The sequence below is a fragment of the Polyangium jinanense genome (assembly GCF_028435365.1).
Genome location: NZ_JAGTJJ010000013.1, coordinates 67,295 through 88,572 on the forward strand (window position 1 = coordinate 67,295; position 21,278 = coordinate 88,572).

Annotated in this window: 15 protein-coding genes; 6 read left to right on the forward strand and 9 right to left on the reverse strand. The window is 70.6% G+C overall.

Annotation, left to right across the window (positions count from 1 at the left end; translation table 11 throughout):
• Positions 1-30: 30 nt before the first annotated feature.
• Positions 31-1,002 carry a prolipoprotein diacylglyceryl transferase gene (locus KEG57_RS22810; protein WP_272423545.1) on the reverse strand — a complete coding sequence of 324 codons (972 nt, stop codon included), beginning with the start codon at positions 1,000-1,002 and terminating at the stop codon, positions 31-33.
• 128 nt (positions 1,003-1,130) lie between these two features.
• Here KEG57_RS22810 and KEG57_RS22815 point away from each other — a divergent pair, with 128 nt between their 5' ends.
• Genes KEG57_RS22815 through KEG57_RS22825 form a run of 3 tightly spaced genes read left to right on the forward strand, consistent with a single transcriptional unit; the run spans position 1,131 to position 3,638 of the window.
• Entirely contained in the window at positions 1,131-1,883 is a 753-nt protein-coding gene (locus KEG57_RS22815; protein ID WP_272423544.1) for a patatin-like phospholipase family protein, read from the forward strand.
• A 4-nt stretch (positions 1,884-1,887) separates the two neighbouring features.
• A complete protein-coding gene (locus KEG57_RS22820; protein ID WP_272423543.1) occupies positions 1,888-2,436 on the forward strand; it encodes a MogA/MoaB family molybdenum cofactor biosynthesis protein in 549 nt (182 codons plus the stop codon).
• Positions 2,436-3,638, forward strand: coding sequence for a molybdopterin molybdotransferase MoeA (locus KEG57_RS22825; RefSeq protein ID WP_272423542.1), 1,203 nt, complete (start codon positions 2,436-2,438; stop codon positions 3,636-3,638). The genes KEG57_RS22820 and KEG57_RS22825 overlap by 1 nt, the downstream gene beginning before the upstream one ends.
• 2 nt (positions 3,639-3,640) lie before the next feature.
• On the opposite strand, the gene KEG57_RS22830 is transcribed toward KEG57_RS22825, so the two are convergent.
• From KEG57_RS22830 to KEG57_RS22850, 4 genes are read right to left on the reverse strand one after another with little or no spacing between them, the layout of a single operon-like run.
• Entirely contained in the window at positions 3,641-4,120 is a 480-nt protein-coding gene (locus KEG57_RS22830; protein ID WP_272423541.1) for a molybdenum cofactor biosynthesis protein MoaE, read from the reverse strand.
• Entirely contained in the window at positions 4,117-5,055 is a 939-nt protein-coding gene (gene moaC / locus KEG57_RS56100) for a cyclic pyranopterin monophosphate synthase MoaC (protein WP_372518203.1), read from the reverse strand. Before moaC ends, KEG57_RS22830 begins: the two co-directional genes overlap by 4 nt.
• Before the next feature lie 12 nt (positions 5,056-5,067).
• On the reverse strand, positions 5,068-6,117 hold the full coding sequence (moaA, locus tag KEG57_RS22845; RefSeq protein ID WP_272423540.1) for a GTP 3',8-cyclase MoaA: 1,050 nt from the start codon (positions 6,115-6,117) through the stop codon (positions 5,068-5,070).
• Positions 6,118-6,121: 4 nt separating this feature from the next.
• Positions 6,122-6,373 carry a MoaD/ThiS family protein gene (locus KEG57_RS22850; RefSeq protein WP_272423538.1) on the reverse strand — a complete coding sequence of 84 codons (252 nt, stop codon included), beginning with the start codon at positions 6,371-6,373 and terminating at the stop codon, positions 6,122-6,124.
• A gap of 107 nt (positions 6,374-6,480) precedes the next feature.
• Between KEG57_RS22850 and KEG57_RS22855 the strand changes: the two genes are divergently transcribed.
• Positions 6,481-10,014: a serine/threonine-protein kinase gene (locus KEG57_RS22855; protein WP_272423537.1), complete on the forward strand. Its 3,534-nt coding sequence runs from the start codon at positions 6,481-6,483 to the stop codon at positions 10,012-10,014.
• Here KEG57_RS22855 and KEG57_RS22860 read toward each other — a convergent pair.
• From KEG57_RS22860 to KEG57_RS22870, 3 genes are all read right to left on the reverse strand, one after another.
• Positions 10,011-11,366: a LysM peptidoglycan-binding domain-containing protein gene (locus tag KEG57_RS22860; protein WP_272423536.1), complete on the reverse strand. Its 1,356-nt coding sequence runs from the start codon at positions 11,364-11,366 to the stop codon at positions 10,011-10,013. The genes KEG57_RS22855 and KEG57_RS22860 overlap by 4 nt on opposite strands.
• Positions 11,367-11,442: 76 nt before the next feature.
• Positions 11,443-13,251, reverse strand: a complete 1,809-nt coding sequence (ftsH, locus tag KEG57_RS22865; protein ID WP_272423535.1) for an ATP-dependent zinc metalloprotease FtsH — start codon at positions 13,249-13,251, stop codon at positions 11,443-11,445.
• Positions 13,252-13,462: 211 nt separating this feature from the next.
• Positions 13,463-14,638 (reverse strand): hypothetical protein, encoded by a 1,176-nt coding sequence (locus tag KEG57_RS22870; protein WP_272423534.1) that lies wholly within the window; start codon positions 14,636-14,638, stop codon positions 13,463-13,465.
• Positions 14,639-14,715: 77 nt separating this feature from the next.
• Here KEG57_RS22870 and KEG57_RS22875 point away from each other — a divergent pair, with 77 nt between their 5' ends.
• Together KEG57_RS22875 and KEG57_RS22880 are read left to right on the forward strand one after the other, a co-directional pair.
• Positions 14,716-19,140, forward strand: coding sequence for a serine/threonine-protein kinase (locus KEG57_RS22875; protein WP_272423533.1), 4,425 nt, complete (start codon positions 14,716-14,718; stop codon positions 19,138-19,140).
• Positions 19,137-20,411, forward strand: coding sequence for a patatin-like phospholipase family protein (locus KEG57_RS22880; RefSeq protein ID WP_272423532.1), 1,275 nt, complete (start codon positions 19,137-19,139; stop codon positions 20,409-20,411). The genes KEG57_RS22875 and KEG57_RS22880 overlap by 4 nt, the downstream gene beginning before the upstream one ends.
• Here the strand turns inward: KEG57_RS22880 and KEG57_RS22885 are convergent, their stop codons facing one another.
• Positions 20,412-21,203: a hypothetical protein gene (locus KEG57_RS22885; protein WP_272423531.1), complete on the reverse strand. Its 792-nt coding sequence runs from the start codon at positions 21,201-21,203 to the stop codon at positions 20,412-20,414. It abuts the gene before it with no gap.
• Positions 21,204-21,278 lie beyond the last annotated feature (75 nt).

Genomic DNA, 21,278 nt, shown 5'->3' on the forward strand with positions numbered 1-21,278 from the left:
GATCGCGTCGAGCGACCTGCTGTCCGCCCTCTAGCTCTCCTGCCCCGCCGCGCCGCTGCTCTCGCTGCCCTCGCCGCCCTCTTCCGCAGCCGTGTTCTCCACGGGGCGAGCCTTCTTCTTGCGCTTCTTCTTGCCCGCCGCGGGCGGCGCGCCATCCGTGGGCACCGCCTTGTTCTTGGCGATCACGAACGTGAAGTAGGCGCCGACTGCGAAGAGGCCGAAGCAGGCCCATTGCGCGGGCGTCAGGCCGCCGTACCGCGGATCGCCGCCGAGCATGCTCGCGCCCTCTTCCTCGCGGAAGAAGTCGAGCACGAAGCGCACGGGCGCATACGCCATGCAGATAACGCCGGTGAAGTAGCCCGGCGGCCGCGGGCCACGACGCCAGAGCATCGTGACGATGATCGCGAGCGGGATCGTCAGGAAAAACTCGTAGAGGCCGAGGTCGTAGCGGCCGACCCATCCGCTGCCCATCGGGTAACGAACCGCGAACCATGCGTCGGAGAGGCGGCCCGGGTGATCGTGCACGACGGAGCAACCGGCGCGGCCGAAGATCCAGGCGATCGGGAAGGTCGCGACGACGACGTCCGCGTACGGGAGGACCTTCTCGCGCTTGATGAACTTGTACGCGAAGCAGCCGATGATCGCGCCGATGAAGCCGCCGTAGCTCGACAGGCCGTCCCAGAGCATCAGCAGGTAGAGCGGATCACGAGCGACGCGCTGCGGGTGGTAGAAGATCGCGTCGAGGACGTGTCCGCCGACGAACCCCGCGGCGACGACCCAGAAGATGAACTCGTTCATCTTCTTCGTGTCGAGGTTGCGCTCCTTCGCACGGTGCATCGTGATGACCGAGCCGATGTAGACGCCGAGCGCGACGAGCGTGCCGAACGGCTTGATCGACGGCGGGTGAGCCGGGTCGAAGAGCTTGCCCAGGACGGGGACGTCGAGCAGGAAACCGAGCGGGATCTCGGGGAGCGAGATGTAGGGGATCAGCGGCTCTGCCACGCGGACGTGCGTAGCGCAGCGCGCGCGCCGACGCCATGGACGCGCGCAGCGAGCCTCACGCTTCCGCGCCGAAGGCCCCTGCCCCGGCGAAGGGTGACGTCGAACACGGGCTCTGATAAGACCTCGGCGTGCGAGCGCTGTCCTTGCCCGGCTGCGCCTGCCGGGCGGCGTTCCAGTTCGGCGTGCTCTCGCGCCTCGTGGCCGCGGGCGAGCGCTTCGATCTCGTGGCGGGGGCCTCGTCGGGATCCATCTCCGGCGCGGCGCTCGTCGCGGGTCTCGCGGCCGTGGGCCCGGACCTCTGGCGCTCGATGGCGAAGACGCCCGTCGTGTCGCGGCGCTACCTGCAAAGCGAGCGGAGCCCGTTCGGGATGAGCGCGGTGCTGCGCGGCGCGCTCGAACGCTTCTTGCCCGAGGACAAGCTCTACGGGACGAAGACCGAGCTGCTCGTGGCGACCACGCACGCGCGGCGCTTCTTCGCGGGGAGGAAGGACGCGCTCGTGGTGCACTCGAACCACGAGCGTCGCGACATGCACGACGTGCTCGTGGCCTCGTGTTTCATCCCGGTCGTGTACGCGCGCGTGCCGCGGCTCGACGGAGACGTGCACCTCGACGGAGGCGCCGCGGACAACACGCTCATCGACACGCTCGTGGCGCGCGGGGCGACGGACATCACGGTGATCTCGCCGTTTCCAGGCGGGAAGATCGCGCGCACGCTCTTTTCGCCCGAGGAGCCCCCGACAGCGCCGCCACACGTGCGCCTGCGCCTACTGTTTCCCGAGCGGCCGCTCCGGCAGCGGCACTTCGACTTCGATCCGGATCCGATGGAAGAGGCGCTCACGATGCCGCACCGCTCGGTCGTCATCGAGCCGAAAAGTCGTTGAATTTATGAGAACCAACGAAAGTCCCGAGGTCTTCAAGGTCGCCACCTTCACCCTCAGCGACACGCGCACGCCGAGCGACGACGTGGGCGGCCGCGTGCTCGTCGATCGCCTGCGGGCGGCGGGTTTTACCGTCGTGTCGCACGCGATCCTGCGCGAGGAGCGGGACGAGCTTCGCGAGGCGATCCACTACGTCTGCGACGCGGACACGGCCGACGCGATCGTGCTGACAGGCGGGACGGGGATCGCGCCGCGGGACCGAACGATCGAGGTGATCGAGCCCATGCTCGACAAGACGATCGACGGCTTCGGCGAGGCGTTCCGCAGGCTCTCGTGGGATCAGATCGGGCCCCGCGCGATCCTCTCGCGCGCGATCGCCGGCGTGGTGCGAGGCAAGGTGATCGCGGCGCTGCCGGGCAGCCCGAGCGCCGTCGAGCTCGCGGTCGATGCGCTGCTCGCGCCGACGTTGGCGCACGCGATCGCGCTGGCGTCGGGGCGAGGCGGGAAACACGCCGCGCACGGCCATCCTCACGGCAAGCACGGGAGGAAACACTGATGCTCTCGTATCGCGACGCTCTCGCGCGCCTGCTCGCCGCGGCGAAGCCCGTGGGCAAGGAGCGCGTGAGCGTGGATCAGGCCGCCGGACGCGTGCTCGCGGAGGACCTCGTCGCGCGCGCGCCGATGCCTGCGTTTGATCACAGCTCGATGGATGGCTACGCGGTGCGCGCCGCGGACCTCGAGGGAGGCGGGCCGTTCGAGTTGCCCGTGGTCGGCGAGAGCTCGGCAGGCGGCGAGAGGCCCGCGCTTGCTCCGAAGACCGCGTGCCGGATCTTCACCGGCGCTCGGCTTCCCGAGGGCGCGGATACCGTGATCATGCAGGAGAACGTCGAGCGGCGCGGCGACGTGATCGTGATCCGCGAGGCGCCGCGCGCGGGCGCGTGGATCCGGCGGCGTGGATCCGATCTCGCGGAAGGCGCGGTGGCGATCGCGCGGGGCACGCGGATGACGCCGGGTCACGCGGCTCTCGCGGCGGCGCTCGATCGTCCTTTCGTGCTCGTCGCGCAGCGGCCCGTGGTGACGATCCTGTGCTCGGGCGACGAGCTGCGATCGCCAGGTGAGCCGGGGAAGCCCGGATCGATCGCCGAGTCGAACGGTGTGTTCGTGGCGGCTGCAGCGCGGCAGATCGGGGCGATCGCGCGCGTGGGTGCGTACGTGCCGGACGACCTCGATGTCGCGCGCGCGGCAGTCGTGGAGGCGCTGCGCGGAAGTGATCTCGTGGTGACGATCGGCGGCGTGAGCGTCGGGGATCGTGACGTGATGCGGCCCGCGTTCGAAGCGGCCGGCGTGACGCTCGATTTCTGGCGCGTGGCCATCAAGCCGGGAAAGCCGATCGCCGTGGGTCGTGCCGGCGACACGCACGTGCTCGGTTTGCCCGGCAATCCCGCGAGCGCATCGCTCACCTGGCTGCTCTTCGGCGCGCCGCTCGTGCGCGCGTTGCAAGGCGATCCGGCGCCACTCCCGCGTCGCGAGCGCGTGGTCGTGGTGGGCTCGTACGAGCGCACGCCGGGCCGCGAAGAGTTCGTCCGCGCGCGGATCGAGCCGGGCACGGGCCCGGTGCGCGCGCGGATCCTGCCGAATCAGGCGTCGGGCGCGGTGACGAGTTTTGCCGAGGCAGAGGTGCTCGTGGTGGTGCCCGCGAGCCAGGGGAGCGTCGAGGACGGGAGCGAGCTCGAAGCGATCCGGATCGACGCGTTCTGAGGTCAGCGCTTCTCGTGGTGCGCGTGCGCGTGATGCTCGTGTTCGCCGTGATCGGGTGCGCAGCGCGCGTCTTCCCAGCCGACCCAGTAAGGCCCGTCGGGGCCGTGCTCGCGTTTCCAGATCGGAAGCCTGGCCTTGATGCGATCGATGAGCTCGCGACACGCGCGGAACGCCTCGCCGCGATGGGGGGCGCTCGTGGCGCATGCGACGGCGACGTCGCCGACGTGGAGAGCGCCGATGCGGTGCGTGGCTGCGACACGAACGCCCGGGATCTCGCGCTCGAGCTCTTCGAGGATCCGCTGGAGCTCGGCCTCGGCCATGGTGCCGTAGGCCTCGTATTCGAGCAGGCTCACGGCGCGGCCGTCGTTCATGTTGCGAACGACGCCGAGGAAGGTGGCGATCGCGCCGGCCTCGGGACGCGCCACGATCTGGATGACCTCGTCGAGCGAAAGCGCCTCGCGACGGATACGCGTCGTGCTCACGGCGACCTCCGGAAGTGGCCCGATCGGCCACCACTCTTCTCCACCAGCATCACGTCCTCGACGACCATCTCGCGATCGATGCCCTTGAGCATGTCGTAGAGCGTGAGCGCGGCGACCGATGCGGCCACCATCGCTTCCATCTCCACGCCGGTCCTGTCCGTGGCCTCGGCGCTCGCCGTGATCGTCACGCGCGCGGCAGCCTCGTCGACGTCGAGCGCGATGGCCACGTGCGTCAGGGCGATCGCGTGGCACATCGGGATGAGCTCCGGCGTGCGCTTGGCGGCCATGATGCCGGCGATTCGCGCCGTCGCGAGCACCTCACCCTTCGGCGTGTCGCCACGCGCGAGGCGAGCCGCGGTCTCGGGCCGCATGCGCACGCGCGCGACGGCGACCGCGCGCCTCTGCGTCGGCTGCTTTTCGGCGACGTCGACCATCCGAACATCCCCGCGAGGACCGAGGTGCGAGGAGAGGCTCGTCGCATCGGTCGCGTGCACCGCAGCGCGCGGGACGAGGACGTCGAGCGCGGCGGAGAGGATCGTCGGATCGCCACGCTTCGCCGCGCGGCGGACGCAATGCACGAGAGAAAAACGAACGAGCCCCGAGAGTGAGGCCCACGTGCGTGCGTCGATCGATCGACCCGTCGGCAAAGCTTCGCGCAGGCCTTCGGGCAGGTGATCCGAGCTCGGATCCACGGCGAGTGGCATCGGGAGCGCAGGCGGGTGGGCTTGCTGCACGACCTCGTTGACGGTCGCGACGTCGACGACGGCCTCGGCGCCGGCGCGTGTGATCCGCCGTCGATCCTCGAACGCGAGGGAGCGCCATCCTTCGAGTGGCAGCCGGAGCCCGGCGTGATCGAGCGCGCGTCGCGCGGCCAGAGGGACGAGATCCAGCGCGGGGCCGATCTCTTCGGCTTCGAATGAAAACACTTCGTTCACGGCGGCCGGATCCTACCCGCCGATCGCGCGCATGGACACACCCGCGGCGGTCTCCTCGGTGCAGCCCTTCCAGATCGTGCCGTCGGGCTTCATCGACCAGGCGAGCCCGATCTGCTCGACGATCGCCTCCGCGTCGCCCGCGCGCGCAGGAGCCCCTGCGTCGACGCCGTCGTCCGTGGCGAGGCAAGGACGCAAGACGCCCGTCGACGAGACGCGCAGGCGATCACAGGTCTCGCAGAACGTGTCGCTCGTGCCCGTGATGAACCCGACGCGCAGCGCCGGATCGTGGCGCGCGTGCACGTACTTCGCGGGGCCGAGGCCCGGATCGGTGACGGCCTCCTCGGGGAGGAGGTGCGCGTCGAGCGCGCGGCGCATCTCGGCCGCCGTGACGAGATGATCGGCTACGAGTTTGGCGCCCTCGGCGATCGGCATGACCTCGAGGAACCGCGGCAAGAGCCGTTTTTCCCAGGCCCAGAGCAAGATGCGCTCGAGCTCGTTCTCGTTCACGCCGCGCAGGACGACGGTGTTCAGCTTGATCGGGGAGAACCCCGCTTCGATCGCGGCGTCGATGCCCGCGAGAACAGCGTCGAGATCTCCGCCGCGCGTGACCTCGCGAAAGCGGACGGGATCGAGCGTGTCGATCGAGACGTTCACGCGATGCAGTCCCGCGTCGCGCAGCGGCCGCGCGAGGCGTGCGAGCTGCGAGGCGTTCGTGGTGAGCGCGAGATCCTCGAAGCCGAGCGAGGAGAGGTGCGCGACGATCGCGACGATCTCGGGATGCACGAGGGGCTCGCCGCCCGTGAGCCGCACGCGGCGCACGCCCGCGCGGCGTAGCGCCTCGAACATCGTCTTCCACGCCGGCGTCATGAGGCGGCCGTCCGCGTAGCCGTCGTTTCGCGAGGGCCGGCAGTACGTGCAGGCGAAGTCGCACCGATCGGTCACGGAGACACGCACGCTGCGCGGCGGCGGGCCGGCCGAAACGCGCGTCGGCACGAGCGAGCGCACGCCGAGCATCGGCAAGGAGCGCCGCTTCTCGACCGTTGGATCGTTCACCACCGCCATCGCCTCATCCTCCCGCAACGGGCGGGATCAACGCGACCTCGTCCCCCGACCGGACCTCCTCGTCGGGCCGCGCATACGCGCCGTTCACCGCGACGCGGATCGATCGCCGATACGGCACGAGCGCGGGAAAACGGCTGCAAACGTGGTGAAGAAGCTCCTCCGCGGTGCACGGCGCGTCGAGCGGAAAGACGAGCTCCGACGCACCGAGCACGTCTCGCGCCCCCGCGAACGCGAGCAGCCTCACCGTGTTCGACATGTTCCGTAACGTAGCATTGTTGGATCGAGGTTGACAGATCGGGCGCGAAAACAAGCCGTCTCGTCGCTGTGCCGAGCGGCCAGGGGCGCGATATAGTCGCCCGTCCGATGAGCGAGCAAACCGGCACGATCGGCAAGATTTTGGCCGGACGGTACCAGGTTCGGAGGGAGCTCGGGCGTGGCGGCATGGGGGTCGTCTACCTCTGCCGCGACCTCGTGGCTGACGACCGTGTGGCCGTGAAGGTCCTGAGCCGACCGGGGGCGCGACCACGCGCCGAGGAAGCGTGGTGGTTCCACGAGGAGGCCCGCGCGCTCGCGGCGCTCTCGCACCCGTGCATCGTGCGCGCGCGTGACTTCGGCGCGCTCGCCGACGGCACGCCGTTCCTCGTGATGGATGCCGTGCCGGGTCGCTCGCTGCACGAGTGGCTCTACCTCGCACAAGAGGAAGGCGGCCTGCCGTGGCCGCTCATCTGGAAGATCACCGACGACGTGCTCGCCGCGCTCGCGCATGCGCACGCGCGCGGCGTCATCCACGGGGATCTCAAGCCCTCGAACATCCTCGTCGACATCCCGCACGACGACTCGGAACCGCCGACGGTGCACGTGCTCGATCTCGGGCTCGCGTGGCTCATGCAGGATCGCGTCGATCACAGGCTCGACGGCTCGCCCGTCTCGAAGCCGACGATCCGCTGGGGCGCAGGCACGCCGGGGTGGATGGCGCCGGAGCAGATCCGTTACGCCGCGCCACACGTGGGTCCGTCGACGGACCTCTACTCGCTCGGCTGCGTCCTGTTCACGATGCTCGCGAACCGCGAGCCGTACGAGGGCACGGACGAGGAACTGCTCGCGAAACACAAGAGCTCGCCGCTGCCCGAGGTGCCGCTCCGTCCAGGCATCCCGCCGGACATCGTTCCGCTCGTGCGGCGCTTGATGAACAAGCGGCCGTGGCAGCGCTTCGAGTTCGCGGCCGACGCGCGCGCGCTCCTCTGGCGCATGCGGCCGCGCAGCGGAGACCCGACGGCGACGCCGAGGCCCTCGGCGGCGCCGCCGATGTCCATGCCGCTGCGCGACTCGCCGCTCGTCGTCGAGAGCAACTACCTCGACTCGCAGGTGACCACGACGGGCCTGCTCGGGCTGCGGCCGAGCCCTTTCGTTGCGCGCGCGGCGGAGCGCTCGCGCTTGCTCGACGTGGCGAACCAGATCGCCACGTCGGAGAGCCCAGAACACCGCTTCTTGTTGCTTTCGGGCGAAGCCGGCGTGGGCAAATCGCGCCTCGCCGAGTGGCTCTGCGAGGAGGTGCACGAGCGTGGCCTGGTGGTGCCGCTGCGCGCGCGGTACCGGAAGATCGCGGCGCCGCTCGACGGCGTGGTCGGCGCGATCGTGCAGCACTATCGGCTCGAGCGCGAAGTGCGTGATGTCGTCGAAAAAGTCCTCCTGAACCAGTGGGAGGTCGCGCCCGAGGACGACGAAGGCAAGATGTGGGTCGCCGCGACGGCCGAGTGGATCCGGCCCTCGTCGCAAGGCGACGCGATCGGCCCGACGGGCAAACGCTTCGCGCTCTCGTCGGAGACGCGGTGGCGCGTGATGCAGTACGCGCTGCAAAAGATCGCCAAGAACCGTCCGCTTCTTTTGATGCTCGACGATCTGCATCACGGATCGCCGACGACGTTCGAAGGGATGGCGCGGCTCCACCGCGAGACGCCGGGCCTCCGGCTGCTCATCGTGGGCACCGTGCGCGACGAGGCGATCATGACGGACCCGGTCGCGCGCGAGTGGGTCGAGTGGCTCTTGCGCGAACTCGGCGGCGATCGCCTGACGCTCGAGCCGCTCGACCCGACGCAGACGCACGCGCTCCTGCGCGAGACGTTGCCGCTCGACGAGGCGGCCGTGGTCGAGGCCGCGCAACGCAGCAAAGGCAACCCGCTGTTCGCGCTGCAGATCGTTCATGCGTGGGCGACGGGCGGGCACATCGAGCTGCGCGACGGGCGGTACGTGGTGCCCGAAGCGAAGCTCGCGATGCGCGCGGCCACGACGGCCGAGCTCTGGGAGGAGCGGCTGCGCGCGATCCCCGAGGATCTCCGGCGCGGCGCGCGCGCGGCGGCGGCTCTCGGCGGCGACATCCGCGAGGACGTGCTGCGGCTCGAGCTCGGGGCGCTCGGCGTGGACGCGGAGCGCGCCGTGGCCGCGATGAAGCGCGCGCAGATCCTGCTCGCGTCCGGCGAAGAGCGCCTGCGATGGCCACACGCGCTCTTGCAAGAGCACCTGCTCGGGCAGCTCTTCGCACAGCCCGACGCGGCCGCGGTGCTGCGCGCCGCCGCGAACGCGCTCGCGCATCACCCCGACGCAGGCAGCCGGCGCATCGTGCGTCACCGCGTGATGAACCTCGTCCGCGCGGGCGACGTGAACGTCGCCGCGGAGCTCTTGCACCGATCGATCGCGGAGTCGTGGGGGCGCAAGCGCGACGTGCAGGCGACGCTGCGCGATCTGTCGCTCCTCGACGGTCGGCTCGAAGGTTTGCTGCTCGCGCGGCATCGCAGGTGGCGCGCCGAGGCGCTGCGGCACGCGGGCAGGCTCGAAGACTGCCGCCGTGAGGCCGAAGAGGCGCGCAGGCTCTTCCACGAAGCAGGGGATCCCGAGAGCGAGGCCGCGTGTCTCCGGCTCCTCGGTCACGCCGCGAGTGATCTCGCCGCGCCCGCCGAAGGGCGCAAGCTCGTGGCGAAGGCGCTCGAGATGTTCCGGTCGCTCGGCGACACGCACGGGCAAGCGCTCTGCGAAGTGATCATCGGGGAGATCGATTTCCTGCTCGGCGATCACCTCGAAGCGGCCCGTATCCTCGAGAGCGCAGGGCCCAAGTTCCAGGCCGTCGGTGATCGCCTCGGCCACGCGCAGTGCCTCGTGCTGCACAGCTTCGTCGAGCAGTCCGGCGGATCGCCCGAGAAGGCGCGCGCGCTCCTCCGCACGGCGCGCGCCGAGTTCGACGCGATCGGCTATCGCCTCGGCATGGCCCAGTGCGACGTCACGCTCGCGCACTCGGATCACCGCGAAGGTCGGCTCGAAGAAGCGCGGCGGGTGGCGCTCCTGTCGCGCCGGAGCTTCCGCGACCTCGGCAACCCGCGCGGCGAGGGCGCGTGCGAGCGTCTGCTCGCGATGACCGCGTTCGACGCGGGTCAGCTCGACATGGCGGACGCGCACGCGCGCGCCGCGACGGCGCTCTTCGATCGGCTCGCCGATCCGTGGGGGCAGGTCGAGATCAAGATCATCGTCGCGCAGATCGCGCTCGAACGTGGGCAAGCGGAGGTCGCGCGCGCGGCACTTGCCGAGTGCGAGGCCACGGGGCTCGCCGAGGCCGAGCCGAAGCAACACCTCGCGCTCACGCGGGCGTGGCTCGCGTACCACGAGGGCCGGTTCCAGGACGCCGCGCACGAGCTCGATCAAGCGCGCAAGGCGTTCCAGGATCCGAGCCGCACCGGCGATCACACGCCCGAGCTCCTGCGCAGGTTCAGCCGCATGGGCTGGCCCGCGCCCGCGAGCGAGACGATCGCGGCATGGATGCGCGCGCTCTCCACGCGGAGCCCGCTCTCGACGCCGCCGCCCGCGGAGCAAGCCGCCGCAGCGCCGCCCTCCGCGAAGCCCAGCAGCTAGACCCAGCCGTCGGGGATCACCGCAGGATCGAGGTCGCGCAGGCCGCGTTCGAGCAGGTTCGCGAGCACGACCGCGGCCTCGGGCGCGCCGGCTGCGCGGGCGCGGCTCGAGAACGCTTCGATCTGCGCGAGCGCGTCACGGCGCGAGAGCACGCTGTAGTCGACGGCAGGCAGGCCGAGGCTCCGGTATCCGTCGCGGATCACCTCCGCGTGGTGTGCCGCGAACCGAGGCGCGACGGTCCTGCGGTAGTAGAGCAGGCGAACCGTGTGATCACGCCGCGCCGAGAGCGCGGCGCGTTCGTCCGCGGGAACGTCGGGGTGCGCGAGGAGCGCATGCAGCGCGTCGTAGTAGTCGCGGAGCTGCCCCGATTGTGGGTCGTCCACGACGAGATCGCCGCTGTCGTAGAGCGCCTGGAGCGGCTCGAAGTATGCGAGGTCGATGCGCAGCGATTCGAGCGGTCGCGCGGAGTTGCCGTCATCGAGACCCGTGACGCGGCTCCAGACGACGACGTTCTCGCCCTTGCGCGTATCTTCCGCGATCGAACGATCGATCGTCTCCGCGCGCCCCCGCGTGGCGCGCTCCCAGAGCGCCTCGTGTGTCGTCGCGCCGCTCTCCGCGCCGGGTGCTGATCCTGCGTAGGCCCAGATCGTTGCCACGTGCGGGAAGATCGCCTGCAGGCGGAGGAGCGCGTACCGACCACCCGAGTAACAGCCCGAGACGTGCACGTCCTCGATCGCACGCGCCGCGCGAGGCATGGCCGTCGCGAGTTCACCGATCGCGTCGAGCGTGAGCGTGCCGTTCTCGTCGCCCCACACGCCCGCGCCCACGCTGTGCCCGGAGAGCACGAGCCGCGCGGGGATCGAGCGCCCCTTCTCCGCCTCGGCCCAGACCTCGGCCATCCGGCCGAGCTCGTCCCGCGCGTCCGGCGGCGCATCGATGAGAACGCGCGCGATCGCCGCGGTCTGATCCGGTGACATCGAGAGCGTCCGCGCGAAGCCGAGCGCGCCCTCCTCGGTCGAGAGATCGTGCACCACGCCCGCCACACGCAGCCGATCGTCGCCCTCGGGCGAGTCGAGCACGGGCACCACATCCACCCCGGTGCTCGCGAGCGCGCGGTGCTCGACGACCGCGCCCGGGTTCATCCCAACGAACAGGATGCGGTCGTTCGGCCCGCCCTCCGTGGGGATCTCGAGCCCCCATCCGATCCGCACGAAACCCGGATTCGTGCGGAGGCTCGGGTACGTCGCCGCATTCGCGTCGACGAGCGCCCCGACGGAGACATCGAAACGCGCGGCGATACGCCCGAGGGTATCGCCGCGTCGAACGGTGTAGCGCTGAGGGGGTTGGGGCATGCGGAGAAGGATCACGCCGCGCGGAGGACCCGGCAAGCGCCGAGCAGATCCGCATGCCCGAGGAGGGACGTACGTTTCAGGCGGAAGCCGCGAGCTCCGCGGGCGCTGCCTCGGCGTGATCGGCGCCCTTCTCGAAGCACGCGACGATCGCGGCGCCGACGAGCGTGTCCGCTTCGAGCAGGCGCTCTGCGAGGAGGAGGACGCCGTCGCGCGTCTCGCGGACGATGCGGCAGGCGCGCTCGAGCTGCTGCTCGACGAGCTTGCGCGCGACCTCGTCGACACGCGCGTGCAGGTGCTCGCTGTGCGTCACGTGGCCCGGATGATCCGTCACGTTGATCGGCCCGAGCTCACTCATGCCGAGCTCGGCCACCATCTTCCGCGCGAGCGACGCGGCGCGCTGGATGTCGTCCGCCGCCCCCGCGGTCATCGTGCCGAGCACGACCATCTCCGCCGCGCGACCGCCCATGAGCATGCAGATCTGATCCTCGAGGTACTCCTTCGTGTAGAGCAACCGATCCCGCTCGGGCAGCGCCTGCGTCACGCCGAGTGCTCGACCGCGCGGGAGGATCGACACCTTGTGCACGGGGTCCGCGTGCTTCGACGCGAGCGCCACCGTCACGTGCCCGGCCTCGTGGACCGCCGTCGCGCGCCGCTCCTCCGCGTCCATCACGAGGCTCTTGCGCTCCTCGCCCATGAGCACGCGATCACGCGCCTTGTCGATGTGCTCGAGGTCGACCTTGTCCGCGCCGCTGCGCGCCGCGAGGATCGCCGCCTCGTTCAAGAGGTTCGCGAGCTCCGCGCCGGAGAAACCCGGCGTCACCTTCGCCACGTGCGCGAGGTCGATGTCCTCCTTCAGCGCGATCGGCCGCGCGTGCACCTCGAGGATCTCCCGACGACCACGCAGATCCGGCAGCGGCACCACGATCTGACGGTCGAAGCGGCCGGGGCGGAGGAGCGCCGGATCGAGCACGTCCACGCGGTTCGTCGAGGCCATGACGACGATGCCCGTCGTGTGATCGAAGCCGTCCATCTCGACGAGGAGCTGGTTCAAGGTCTGATCGTGATCGGCGGAGGCCGAGTCCCCGCCGCGCCCGCGCGAGCGGCCGACGGCGTCGATCTCGTCGATGAACACGATGCAGGGCGAGACGCGGCGCGCCTCGGCGAAGAGGTTGCGTACGCGGGAGGCGCCGACGCCGACGAACATTTCCTGGAAGCTCGAACCGGACGCGGAGAGGAACGGGACGCCAGCCTCGGTCGCGACCGCGCGCGCGAGGAGCGTCTTGCCCGTGCCAGGCTCACCCGTGAGCAGCACGCCGCGCGGCGCGCGTCCGCCGAGGCGGCCGAAGCGCTCGGGGTTCTTGAGGAACTCCACCGTCTCGGCGAGCGCCTCTTTGACCTCGTCCATGCCGGCGACGTCCGTGAAGCGGACCTTGCCAACGCCGGGCGACTGGCCCTCCGAGAAGTGCGCGCGGCTCTTCCTGCGGTGCATGCCGAGGCCCACGGCGCCGAGCGCGAGCATCACTGCGATCGGCGCGAGCGCCGTCGCCGCGCGCGCGCCCGCCGATCCCTCGCGCGAGCCGTACTCGACCGCGATGCCCGCTGCGGCGAACTTGTCGACGAGCGCGTGCCGCGCCTCCTCGTCACCGACGATGCCCACGCGAAGAGAACCGTCGGCACCCCGGATCGAGAAGCGTTCACCCTCCACGCGCACCTCGGTGACCGCCTGCGATCCCGTGATCTGCGTGAGCTCGGTGTAAGAGATCGTCCCCTCGCGCGGTCCTCGCAGCGAGTAGACGAGGGCACCGATCGTCACCGCGATGATCAGAACGACCACCGGACCGACCACACGCCCCAGCCGCTTTTCGAATCTCGAGAGCCATCCCATCGCGTCGCACCTCGTCGCCCGGCCCATCCGATCCGGCGCGCAGTCGACCAAAACGGTCGCAACGGCCGGCGGTTTGCAGCCGGGGCGAAGCACGATAGCTGCGAGGAGGTTGTCCGCCAGCGTGGACGATGACGTTTTATGGCCTGATTTCCGAGACTTACAGACTCGGCGAGCGGCCTCCAGCAGACGTTGTTCCGGGTTTGTCCGGAAGTCAGAACGCGAGACCGGCGCGAAGACGGAAACCGTTGATGGTCGCGCCATTCGAGCCGCCGAGCGGGCCGCCGAGCGGGACGAGGAATCCGAGCCCCGCGCGCACGGCGAGCGATTTGCCGACGGGGATCGTGCTGTTCACGTCGGGCTCGATCACGAACTGCGCGCCGGAGTAGTCGCTCGTGCCCTTGGTGACCGGCTGCTGGGAGACCGCGAGCCACGCGCGCAGGCCCGGCGAGATCATGCCGTCGAGGAAGTCGTAGAAGAACGACGCGCTCGTCACCCAGTTGTACGCGGGCGAGTGCAACGTGCCGGCGGCCTCGCTCTCGGGCGCGCCGCCGCCCGTCTTGATCATGAGCTCGAACTTCGTGCTCGCCGCGAAGTGCAAGAGGCGCGTGTCGTAAGCGAAACCGACGCTCGGCGTCGCGCCGAGACGGTTCGGCGTGTAGGGCGCTTGCTCCTCCCAGCCACGCGCGCCAGCGACGGCCTGGTTCAAGATCGCCTGCGGCCTCGCGCCTGCCGCATCCTGCTCCGGGAACATGTCGCCCTGCGCGGTAGGCAGGGCGATCGCGAGGCTCACGGGTAGCGTCATGCGTCGCTTCAACTTGAAGCGCGCATGCACGCTCACCTCGATGTTGCCGAGCACGAACGAGTCGACGGGGTTCTCGATCGGACCGTCGACGCTGCCCGTCGCGAAGGGCACGCGGGCGCCGATCGCCCACGTCTCGTTCAGACGCCAGAAGAAGTACGGAACGAACGAGGCGACGGTGACGTCGGTGGGATCCGTATCGCTGAGGACATCGCGGATCTCACCGAAGCCGATCACCATGTCGACGCCGACCTCGCGCGGCGGGAGCGCGCGGTAGTTCTCTGCCTTCGCCTCCTCCGCCTTCTCATCCTCTTCCCTCTTCTTCGCGCCCGTCTTGCCGGACGGCGCGAACTTCCCCTCTTCCTCCGAGCCGCCGACGCCCCAGTCGCCCTCCTGCGCGGGCGGGAGCGGCGGGGGCTCGGCCGGCGGCGGAGGAGGCGCGTCAGGGTCGATCTCCATGTCGGTCCCCTTGCTGGGCGGCGCCTGGGCGAAGGCGAGCGCGGGGACGGCGACGAGCGCGAGGGCGAAGGTGGAGAAGCCGACGGCGAGCTTCCGTTTGGTGCTGGAGAAGGGCGTGGGGCGTAGCATGCTCGGTGTCACGGGAGTGGGCCGCGACGCTACCATGCAGCCGAGGCGTCCGTCTCCCGGCGCGCGCAACGATGGCCATGCACCCCGACCAGCTCGCCGACTTCGAGATCCTGCGCCGCCTCGGCGCAGGCGGCATGGCCGAGGTGTTCCTCGCCAAAAAGCGCGGCGCCGAGGGCACGTACAAGCTGCTCGTCGTCAAACGCGTGCTCCCGGCGCACGGCTCGTCGCGGCGGTTCCGCTCGATGTTCGTCGAGGAGGCGCACCTCGCGACGCGCCTGAACCACCCGAACATCGTCCAGGTCTACGAGTTCAACGACCACGGCGACGACGGGCTGCTGCTCTCGATGGAGTACGTCGAGGGCTTCGACCTCGGAAAGATCATGTCGACGGCGAAGCGCATCGGAGCGCGGATTCCGCCGTTCGTCGCGGCATACATCGTCTCCGAGGCGGCCAAGGGCCTGCACTACGCCCACGAGCGCAAGGACGAGGGCGGCGTGCCGCTCGCCATCGTCCACCGCGACATCTCACCGCAGAACATTTTGCTCTCGTACGAAGGCGCGGTGAAGATCGCCGACTTCGGCATCGCGACCGCGAACCTCTTCCGTGAGGAGGCCGGCGTCCTGAAGGGCAAGTTCGGGTACATGTCGCCCGAGCAGGCCCGCGGCGAGCGCGTGGATCGAAGAGGCGACGTCTACGCGCTCGGCGTCGTGCTGTACGAGATGCTCGCGCTCCGATCGCCGTACGGGAAGCTCGACGACGATGCGCTGCTCGAAGCCGTGAAGACGGGCGCGTTCCAGCCTCCGTCGACGTACGTGAACGACGTGCCGCCCGAGCTCGAATCCATCGTCCTCAAAGCGATGCGGGGCCCGCGGGAGCACCGCTTTCAGACCGCGCGCGACATGAGCGCCGCGATCATGCGCACGCTGCTCGCGAAGCAGGAGCTCGTCGACTCGGCGTCGATCGAGGCGATGCTGCTCGAGCTCTTCGGCCGCGAGCTCGAGCTGCCGCTCGCGAGCCCGCGCGAGGCGCCGGAGGCCGCGACGCTCGCCGCGGTGCCGCTCGCGCGCACGCCGTCCGACGGGACGAACGGCGAGAAGTTCACGCGTGTCGCCCGCGAGGTCCGGCACGTCGCGGTCGTCACGCTGCGCATCGACGGCACGGTCGATCTCGAGAGCGCGCACGGCAAACAAGCGGCGCGGCGGATGGGCGCGTCGATCCGGCAGACGCTCGACGACATCGCGTTCAAGCGCAGTGCGGTGTGGTCGTGGGAGTCGCTGTGGTCGGCGCGGGCCGTCGTTGGCCTCATGGCGAACCCTTCACGCGCGGCGGCCGACGCCGCAACGCTCGCGATCGACGTGCACGAGGCGCTCGCCGGTGCGAGCGAGGATCTGCCTGCACCGCTGCGCGCGTCGATCGGCATCGTGCGGGGCATCGCCTCCGGGGAGCGTGATCCGCAGGGCCACCTCGTGCGGCACACGTTGCAGGAGCCCGCGGATCTGCTCGCGGATCGCGTGGGCGCCGCGACGCCGTTTGGCAAGACGTGGGTCGCGGGAGGTGTCTACCGCCTCGTGCGGCGCGACTTCCGTTGGGGCGAGGCGCCGAGCCTCACGCTCGGCGACACGGGCGGCCACCGCGTCCCCGCGCAGATGCGCCTCTACGCGCTCGATCGATTGCTCACGCGCGAGGAGCGCACGGCGGAGCACGCGCTCGGTCAGAGTGATCTCGTCGGACGCGACGCCGAGAAGGCGGACCTCTACGCCGCGTATCACCGCGCCGTCTCACCGCCGCTCGGCGGCGTGCCGGGATCGCCGCCTTCCTCGGAGGCCTATCCCTCGCAGGAGTCCCCGAGTGGCCCGAAGACGCAGACGTTCGATGCGGCGCCGCTCTCGCGCAGATCCTTCGGCGAGCTCGTCGCGCGCGTGGTCGTCGGCGAGATGGGCATCGGCAAGACCGCGCTCGTCTCGACGTTCCTCTCGGAGCTCCCGAGCGGCGCACGCGTGGTGCAGGTCGAGTGCTCGCCCGTGAAGATGGAGCTGCCCCTCGCCACCGTCGCCGACGTCGTGCGCGACGTGACGGGCATGGACCTCGACAACTCGCTCGACGAGGCGCAAGACGCGCTGCGCGACGTCTTCGGCCCCTTCGCCCGCACGCCGAGCGCGCCGCGCGAGATCCAGCGCCTCGCCGAGCTCGTGACCGGCAAGCACGGCGATCACCAGGAAGAGGACGCGAGCAACTACCGCCACGACCTCGTCGTCCAGGGTATACGCCACCTGCTCGCCGGGCTCGCGCGCAGGCAGCCGATCGTCGTCGTGGTCGACGGCCTGCAGTGGGCCGATCGCGCGAGCCTCGAGCTCTTGAAGGAGCTGCTCCGCAGACCGGATCCGCTCCCGATCCTCGTCGTGCTCATGACCCGCGCCGACGAGCGCGTGCTGCCGTACGTCGAGGGCCTCGTGCGGATCGAGCTGCGCGGGCTCGAAGCCGAAGAACAGGTGCGCCTCGTCGAGGCGCGGCTCGGCGTCCGGGAAGGCGTCGCGGCCGTGTGCAGCGAGCTCGTCCCGCGCGTCGCGGGCAACCCCTTCTTCCTGCTGGAGATGGTCGACGCGCTGCTCGAACGCGGCACGCTGGAGATCGTCGAGCGCGGCGAAGGCCTCCACGAGCTCGTGCGACACGAGCGCCCCGGCGAGCGCAGCGAGACCCTGCCCTCCACGCTCGAGCAGCTCATCGGCGATCGCCTGCGCGAGCTGCCGCTCGCCGAGCACGACGTCGTCGACTGGCTCGCCGTCGCCGGAGGCCCGCTGACCGAGACCGACATCCTCGCGCTCGCGCGCCTCCCCGACGATGAGGCGATCACGCGCCTCTGCGCGCGCGGGCTCTGCGATCGGCGCGCCGGATCGGTCGATTTCCGCCACCCGCTCGCGCGCGACGTCGCCTACCTCGCGCTCGACACGGCGAAGCGCTCGCGCATGCACCTCTCGCTCGGCGAGCACCTCTCGCGCACGCCGCTCGCGCGTGGCCTCTCCGCGGCGATCGTTGCGCGCCATCTCGCACGTGGCGAGGCCGCCGTGCCCGCCGCGGAGATGTACCTCGAAGCCGCCGGCGCCGCGCGCGCGACGCACCAGGAGCAGCTCGCGCTCCGCTACTACCTCCGCGCGCTCTCCCTGCTCCCGCCCGAGGATTCGCGCCGCATGAACGCGCACGCCGCGCTCGAAGCGATCTACCGGCACCTCGGCCGCCGCAGCGAGCGCCGCAAACACCTCGAAGCGTTACGCAAGCTCGCGCGGCAGAGCGGCAAGGCGCGCGGCGTCGCGCTCGCTCTCGTCCGCACCGCGCGCCTCGACTCCGACGACGGCCACCTCGCGCGAGGCTTACCCGTCGCGCAGCGCGCCACCGAGATCGCGCGCCTCGCGCGCCAGCCCGCGCTCGAGGTCGAGGCGTACACGATCCTCGCCGAGATCCTCGGCGACCTCGGCGACGTGCAGGGCGCCATCGACGCCTGCGAGCGCGCGCTCGAAGTCACACATACCGCCAAGCTCCAGCCGCGCCTGCGCGCCGAGGTGCTCCGCTCGAAGGGCGTCCTGCTCCGACGCATCGGCCGCGTCGAGGAAGCCGCCGCGGCGCACGCCGAGGCCATCGCGGTCTTCCGCGCCGTCGGCGCGCGCCGCAGTGAAGCGCGCGCGAAAAACGCCCTCGCCTACGCCATGTTCGTCATGGAGCGCTTCGAGGACGCGATCGCGCTTGGTCTCTCCTCCATCGGCATCGACCTCGCCATCGGCGGCCGCTTCCAGATCGCCAAGACGCTCAGCAACGTCGGCCAGGCCTACGCGCGCCTCGGCGACACCGAGCGCGGCCTCAGCTACCTCAAGCGCGCGCGCGAGGCGCACGAGCGCTACACCGATCAGGACTCGCGCGCCGACACGCTCCTTTGCTCCGCGGAGATCCTCATCGAGCTCGGCAGCATCGCCGAGGCCGCCACGATGTGCGGCGACGCGGGCGCGCTCGTGGCCGTCACCGGAAGCGCGTACGACACCGTGCACGAGCGCATCGTCCGCGCCCTCCTCGCGCGCGCCGAGAACCGCCCGCAAGAGGCCGTCGTCCACGCGCAGGCCGCGCGCAAGCTCGCCGAGCCGCAAGGTCTTTTGAGCTACCACATTCACGCGACCGCCATCGAAGCCGCCGCGCGCGTCGATGCGGGCGAGCATCACACCGGTGTCCTGCTCGCTCGCACGGCGCTCGGCGCGATCGAGGCCACGAGCTTTTCCGAGTACGGCATCGAGGTCCGCGCGCTCTGCATCGAAGCGCTGCGCAAAGGCAGCTCCAGCGGCGCTCGTGACGCACTGCTCCGCGCCGCGACGCACGTACGCAAGGTCGCCGGGTATGTCCGAGATGCGCGCCTCCGCGCGCTCTTCTTGCGAAGACCCGTCGTCGAGCGCATTCTGTCCGAGGCAGACGGCTCCGACCTCTCTTCTCGGTCGGATCCGCTCAGTCGCGGCGGAATGGCATGAGTTTGAAGACCACGAAGCGAGCGGGGGCGGGCCGACGAAAGGTCGCGTTGATCCTATCGGGCGGCGGCGCGCGCGGCGCGTACGAGGTCGGCGTCTTGTCGTACGTGCTCGACAATTTCGCCCGCGTGCGCGGCGCGGTCCCGCGCATCGACATCCTCTGCGGCACCTCGGTCGGCGCGATCAACGCGTGTTTCCTCGCCGCGCACCTCGGCGACGCCACGACGGGCATCCGCCGCCTCGCGAACCTCTGGACCGAGCTCGATCTGCCGGACGTGCTCGGCTTCGGCTTTCGTCAGGCCGTGAGCCTCCCGCGTGTGCTCCTCGGCGGCGGCAAGGCGGCGGCCGGCGTCTTCGACGTCACGCCGATGGCCAAGCTCGTCGAGCGCGAGATCCCGTGGCGGGCCATCGCGCGCACGCTGCGCCGCGGCCACCTGGGCGCGCTCAGCGTCTCGGCCACCGAGGTCGCGTCGGGCCGCACGGTCATCTTCATGCAGACCGGCCCCGACGGCGCGCTGCCCACGACGGCGCCGCCGCGCACGCTCATCCGCGGCGCGCACATCGGCCCGCTGCACGCGCTCGCCTCCGCGTCGATCCCCATCTTGTTTCCGCCCGTCCGCATCGGCCGCGAGCTCTTCATGGATGGCGGCGTCCGGCAGAACACGCCCATCGCGCCGGCGCTCCGGCTCGGCGCGACGCACGTCTTCGCGATTGGACTCTCGCGCGAGATCACGGGCCCGAGCACCATGCCCGAGGACGAGAAACCGCCGGGCGCGGCCTTCCTGCTCGGCAAGATCCTGAACGCGTTCCTCCTCGACCACATCCAGACGGACCTCGAGGTGATGACGCGCCTGAACCACATCATCGAGGACGCGGAAAACACGTTCGGCAACGAGTTCCTGGACAAGGTCAACGGGAGCGCCGAGCGACGTGGCACGATGCCGTACAACCGCATCCACTCGCTCGTGGTGCGCCCGAGCGAGGACATCGGCCGTCTCGCGGCCGAGTACGTGCGTCGCGGCAACATCCACGGCGGCCCGGCGTTCGCGCGGCGCATGCTCACGCTCGTCGACGTCGGCGAGGCGACCGAGGCGGACCTCGCGAGTTACCTGCTCTTCGACGGCGCCTTCGCGCGCAGGCTCATCGACCTCGGCCGCGCCGACGCCGAGGCCCGCAGGCACGACATCGCCGACTTCTTCGGCAGCGCGGCCGAGGACGACGAGCCGCGCCACGCTGAAAACACGAGCTGGACGATCCCGCCTCCGGTGGACTGACTAGCCCGCGATCGACGCGACCTTCCTGCCCGTGCGGCTCGCGGCGTACGTCGCCGCGCGGATCATCTGGAACGGCCCGACCGGCATGATCCCGCGACCTGCGTGGAACGGCGTGAACGACAGCGCCTCCTGATCCACGAGCGATCGCTCCTCCAGATCGATCAACGCCACCGCTTGCCATCGCGACATCCGCAGGATCTGCTCCGGCGAACGCAGCCGCGCGCCGAGCGCTCCCGTCTGCTTGACCTCGAGCCGCAGCACCGCGTTCCCCGCGGCCACGGCTCGCTCCAGCCGCTCGCGCCGACTGCCGTACGTCTCCCTCTGCCGCGACGGCACGAGCCTGAACTTCACGCGACCGAGCCCGAGCACGTAGAACGGCAAGATCGCGTGGTACTCGTTCGCCAGGTAGTCGTGCACGTTCGTGGTGAGCGGCGCGAACGGCAGCGACCAGATGTGCTGGAACGTCGCGAAAAGCAGGTCCTGATCCCTCGCGGAGACCTCCACCGACGTCGCCGTCGGCGCGCGCCCGCAGAACCGCACCGCGATCCCGAGCGCGTCCGGCAGCTCCTTCTCGTGACGCCACCACGCGCTCGACAGCCGCACGATCGCGGGCCCCGCGAGCCTCTTCGCGAGCTCACCCACGGCGCCCTCGCGCATGAGCGGTCGCACGTCTGCCCGGAACAGGACGCCGTCCGGATGGAAGAGCCGCGCACGCCGGAGAAGACTCCCCTCCCCCGTGATCGGAGACAAAACGCCGCCAATCGCCCGCCCCAACGCCTCGGTCGCCCGCATCACTCCCCCTCCGTACTCGGTAGAACCTGGGCGTCCGCGCCCCCCCTCCGCAAGGCCCTTCGACGTTTGGGGGCC

Coding starts and splice junctions, on each gene's coding strand:
- KEG57_RS22820 (WP_272423543.1), top strand. CDS start 1,888: ATGAGAACCAACGAAAGTCCCGAGGTCTTCAAGGTCGCCACCTTCACC.
- KEG57_RS22870 (WP_272423534.1), bottom strand. CDS start 14,638: ATGCTACGCCCCACGCCCTTCTCCAGCACCAAACGGAAGCTCGCCGTC.
- KEG57_RS22875 (WP_272423533.1), top strand. CDS start 14,716: ATGCACCCCGACCAGCTCGCCGACTTCGAGATCCTGCGCCGCCTCGGC.
- KEG57_RS22880 (WP_272423532.1), top strand. CDS start 19,137: ATGAGTTTGAAGACCACGAAGCGAGCGGGGGCGGGCCGACGAAAGGTC.
- moaA (WP_272423540.1), bottom strand. CDS start 6,117: ATGGCGGTGGTGAACGATCCAACGGTCGAGAAGCGGCGCTCCTTGCCG.
- KEG57_RS22825 (WP_272423542.1), top strand. CDS start 2,436: ATGCTCTCGTATCGCGACGCTCTCGCGCGCCTGCTCGCCGCGGCGAAG.
- KEG57_RS22885 (WP_272423531.1), bottom strand. CDS start 21,203: ATGCGGGCGACCGAGGCGTTGGGGCGGGCGATTGGCGGCGTTTTGTCT.
- KEG57_RS22860 (WP_272423536.1), bottom strand. CDS start 11,366: ATGCCCCAACCCCCTCAGCGCTACACCGTTCGACGCGGCGATACCCTC.
- KEG57_RS22855 (WP_272423537.1), top strand. CDS start 6,481: ATGAGCGAGCAAACCGGCACGATCGGCAAGATTTTGGCCGGACGGTAC.
- ftsH (WP_272423535.1), bottom strand. CDS start 13,251: ATGGGATGGCTCTCGAGATTCGAAAAGCGGCTGGGGCGTGTGGTCGGT.
- KEG57_RS22850 (WP_272423538.1), bottom strand. CDS start 6,373: ATGTCGAACACGGTGAGGCTGCTCGCGTTCGCGGGGGCGCGAGACGTG.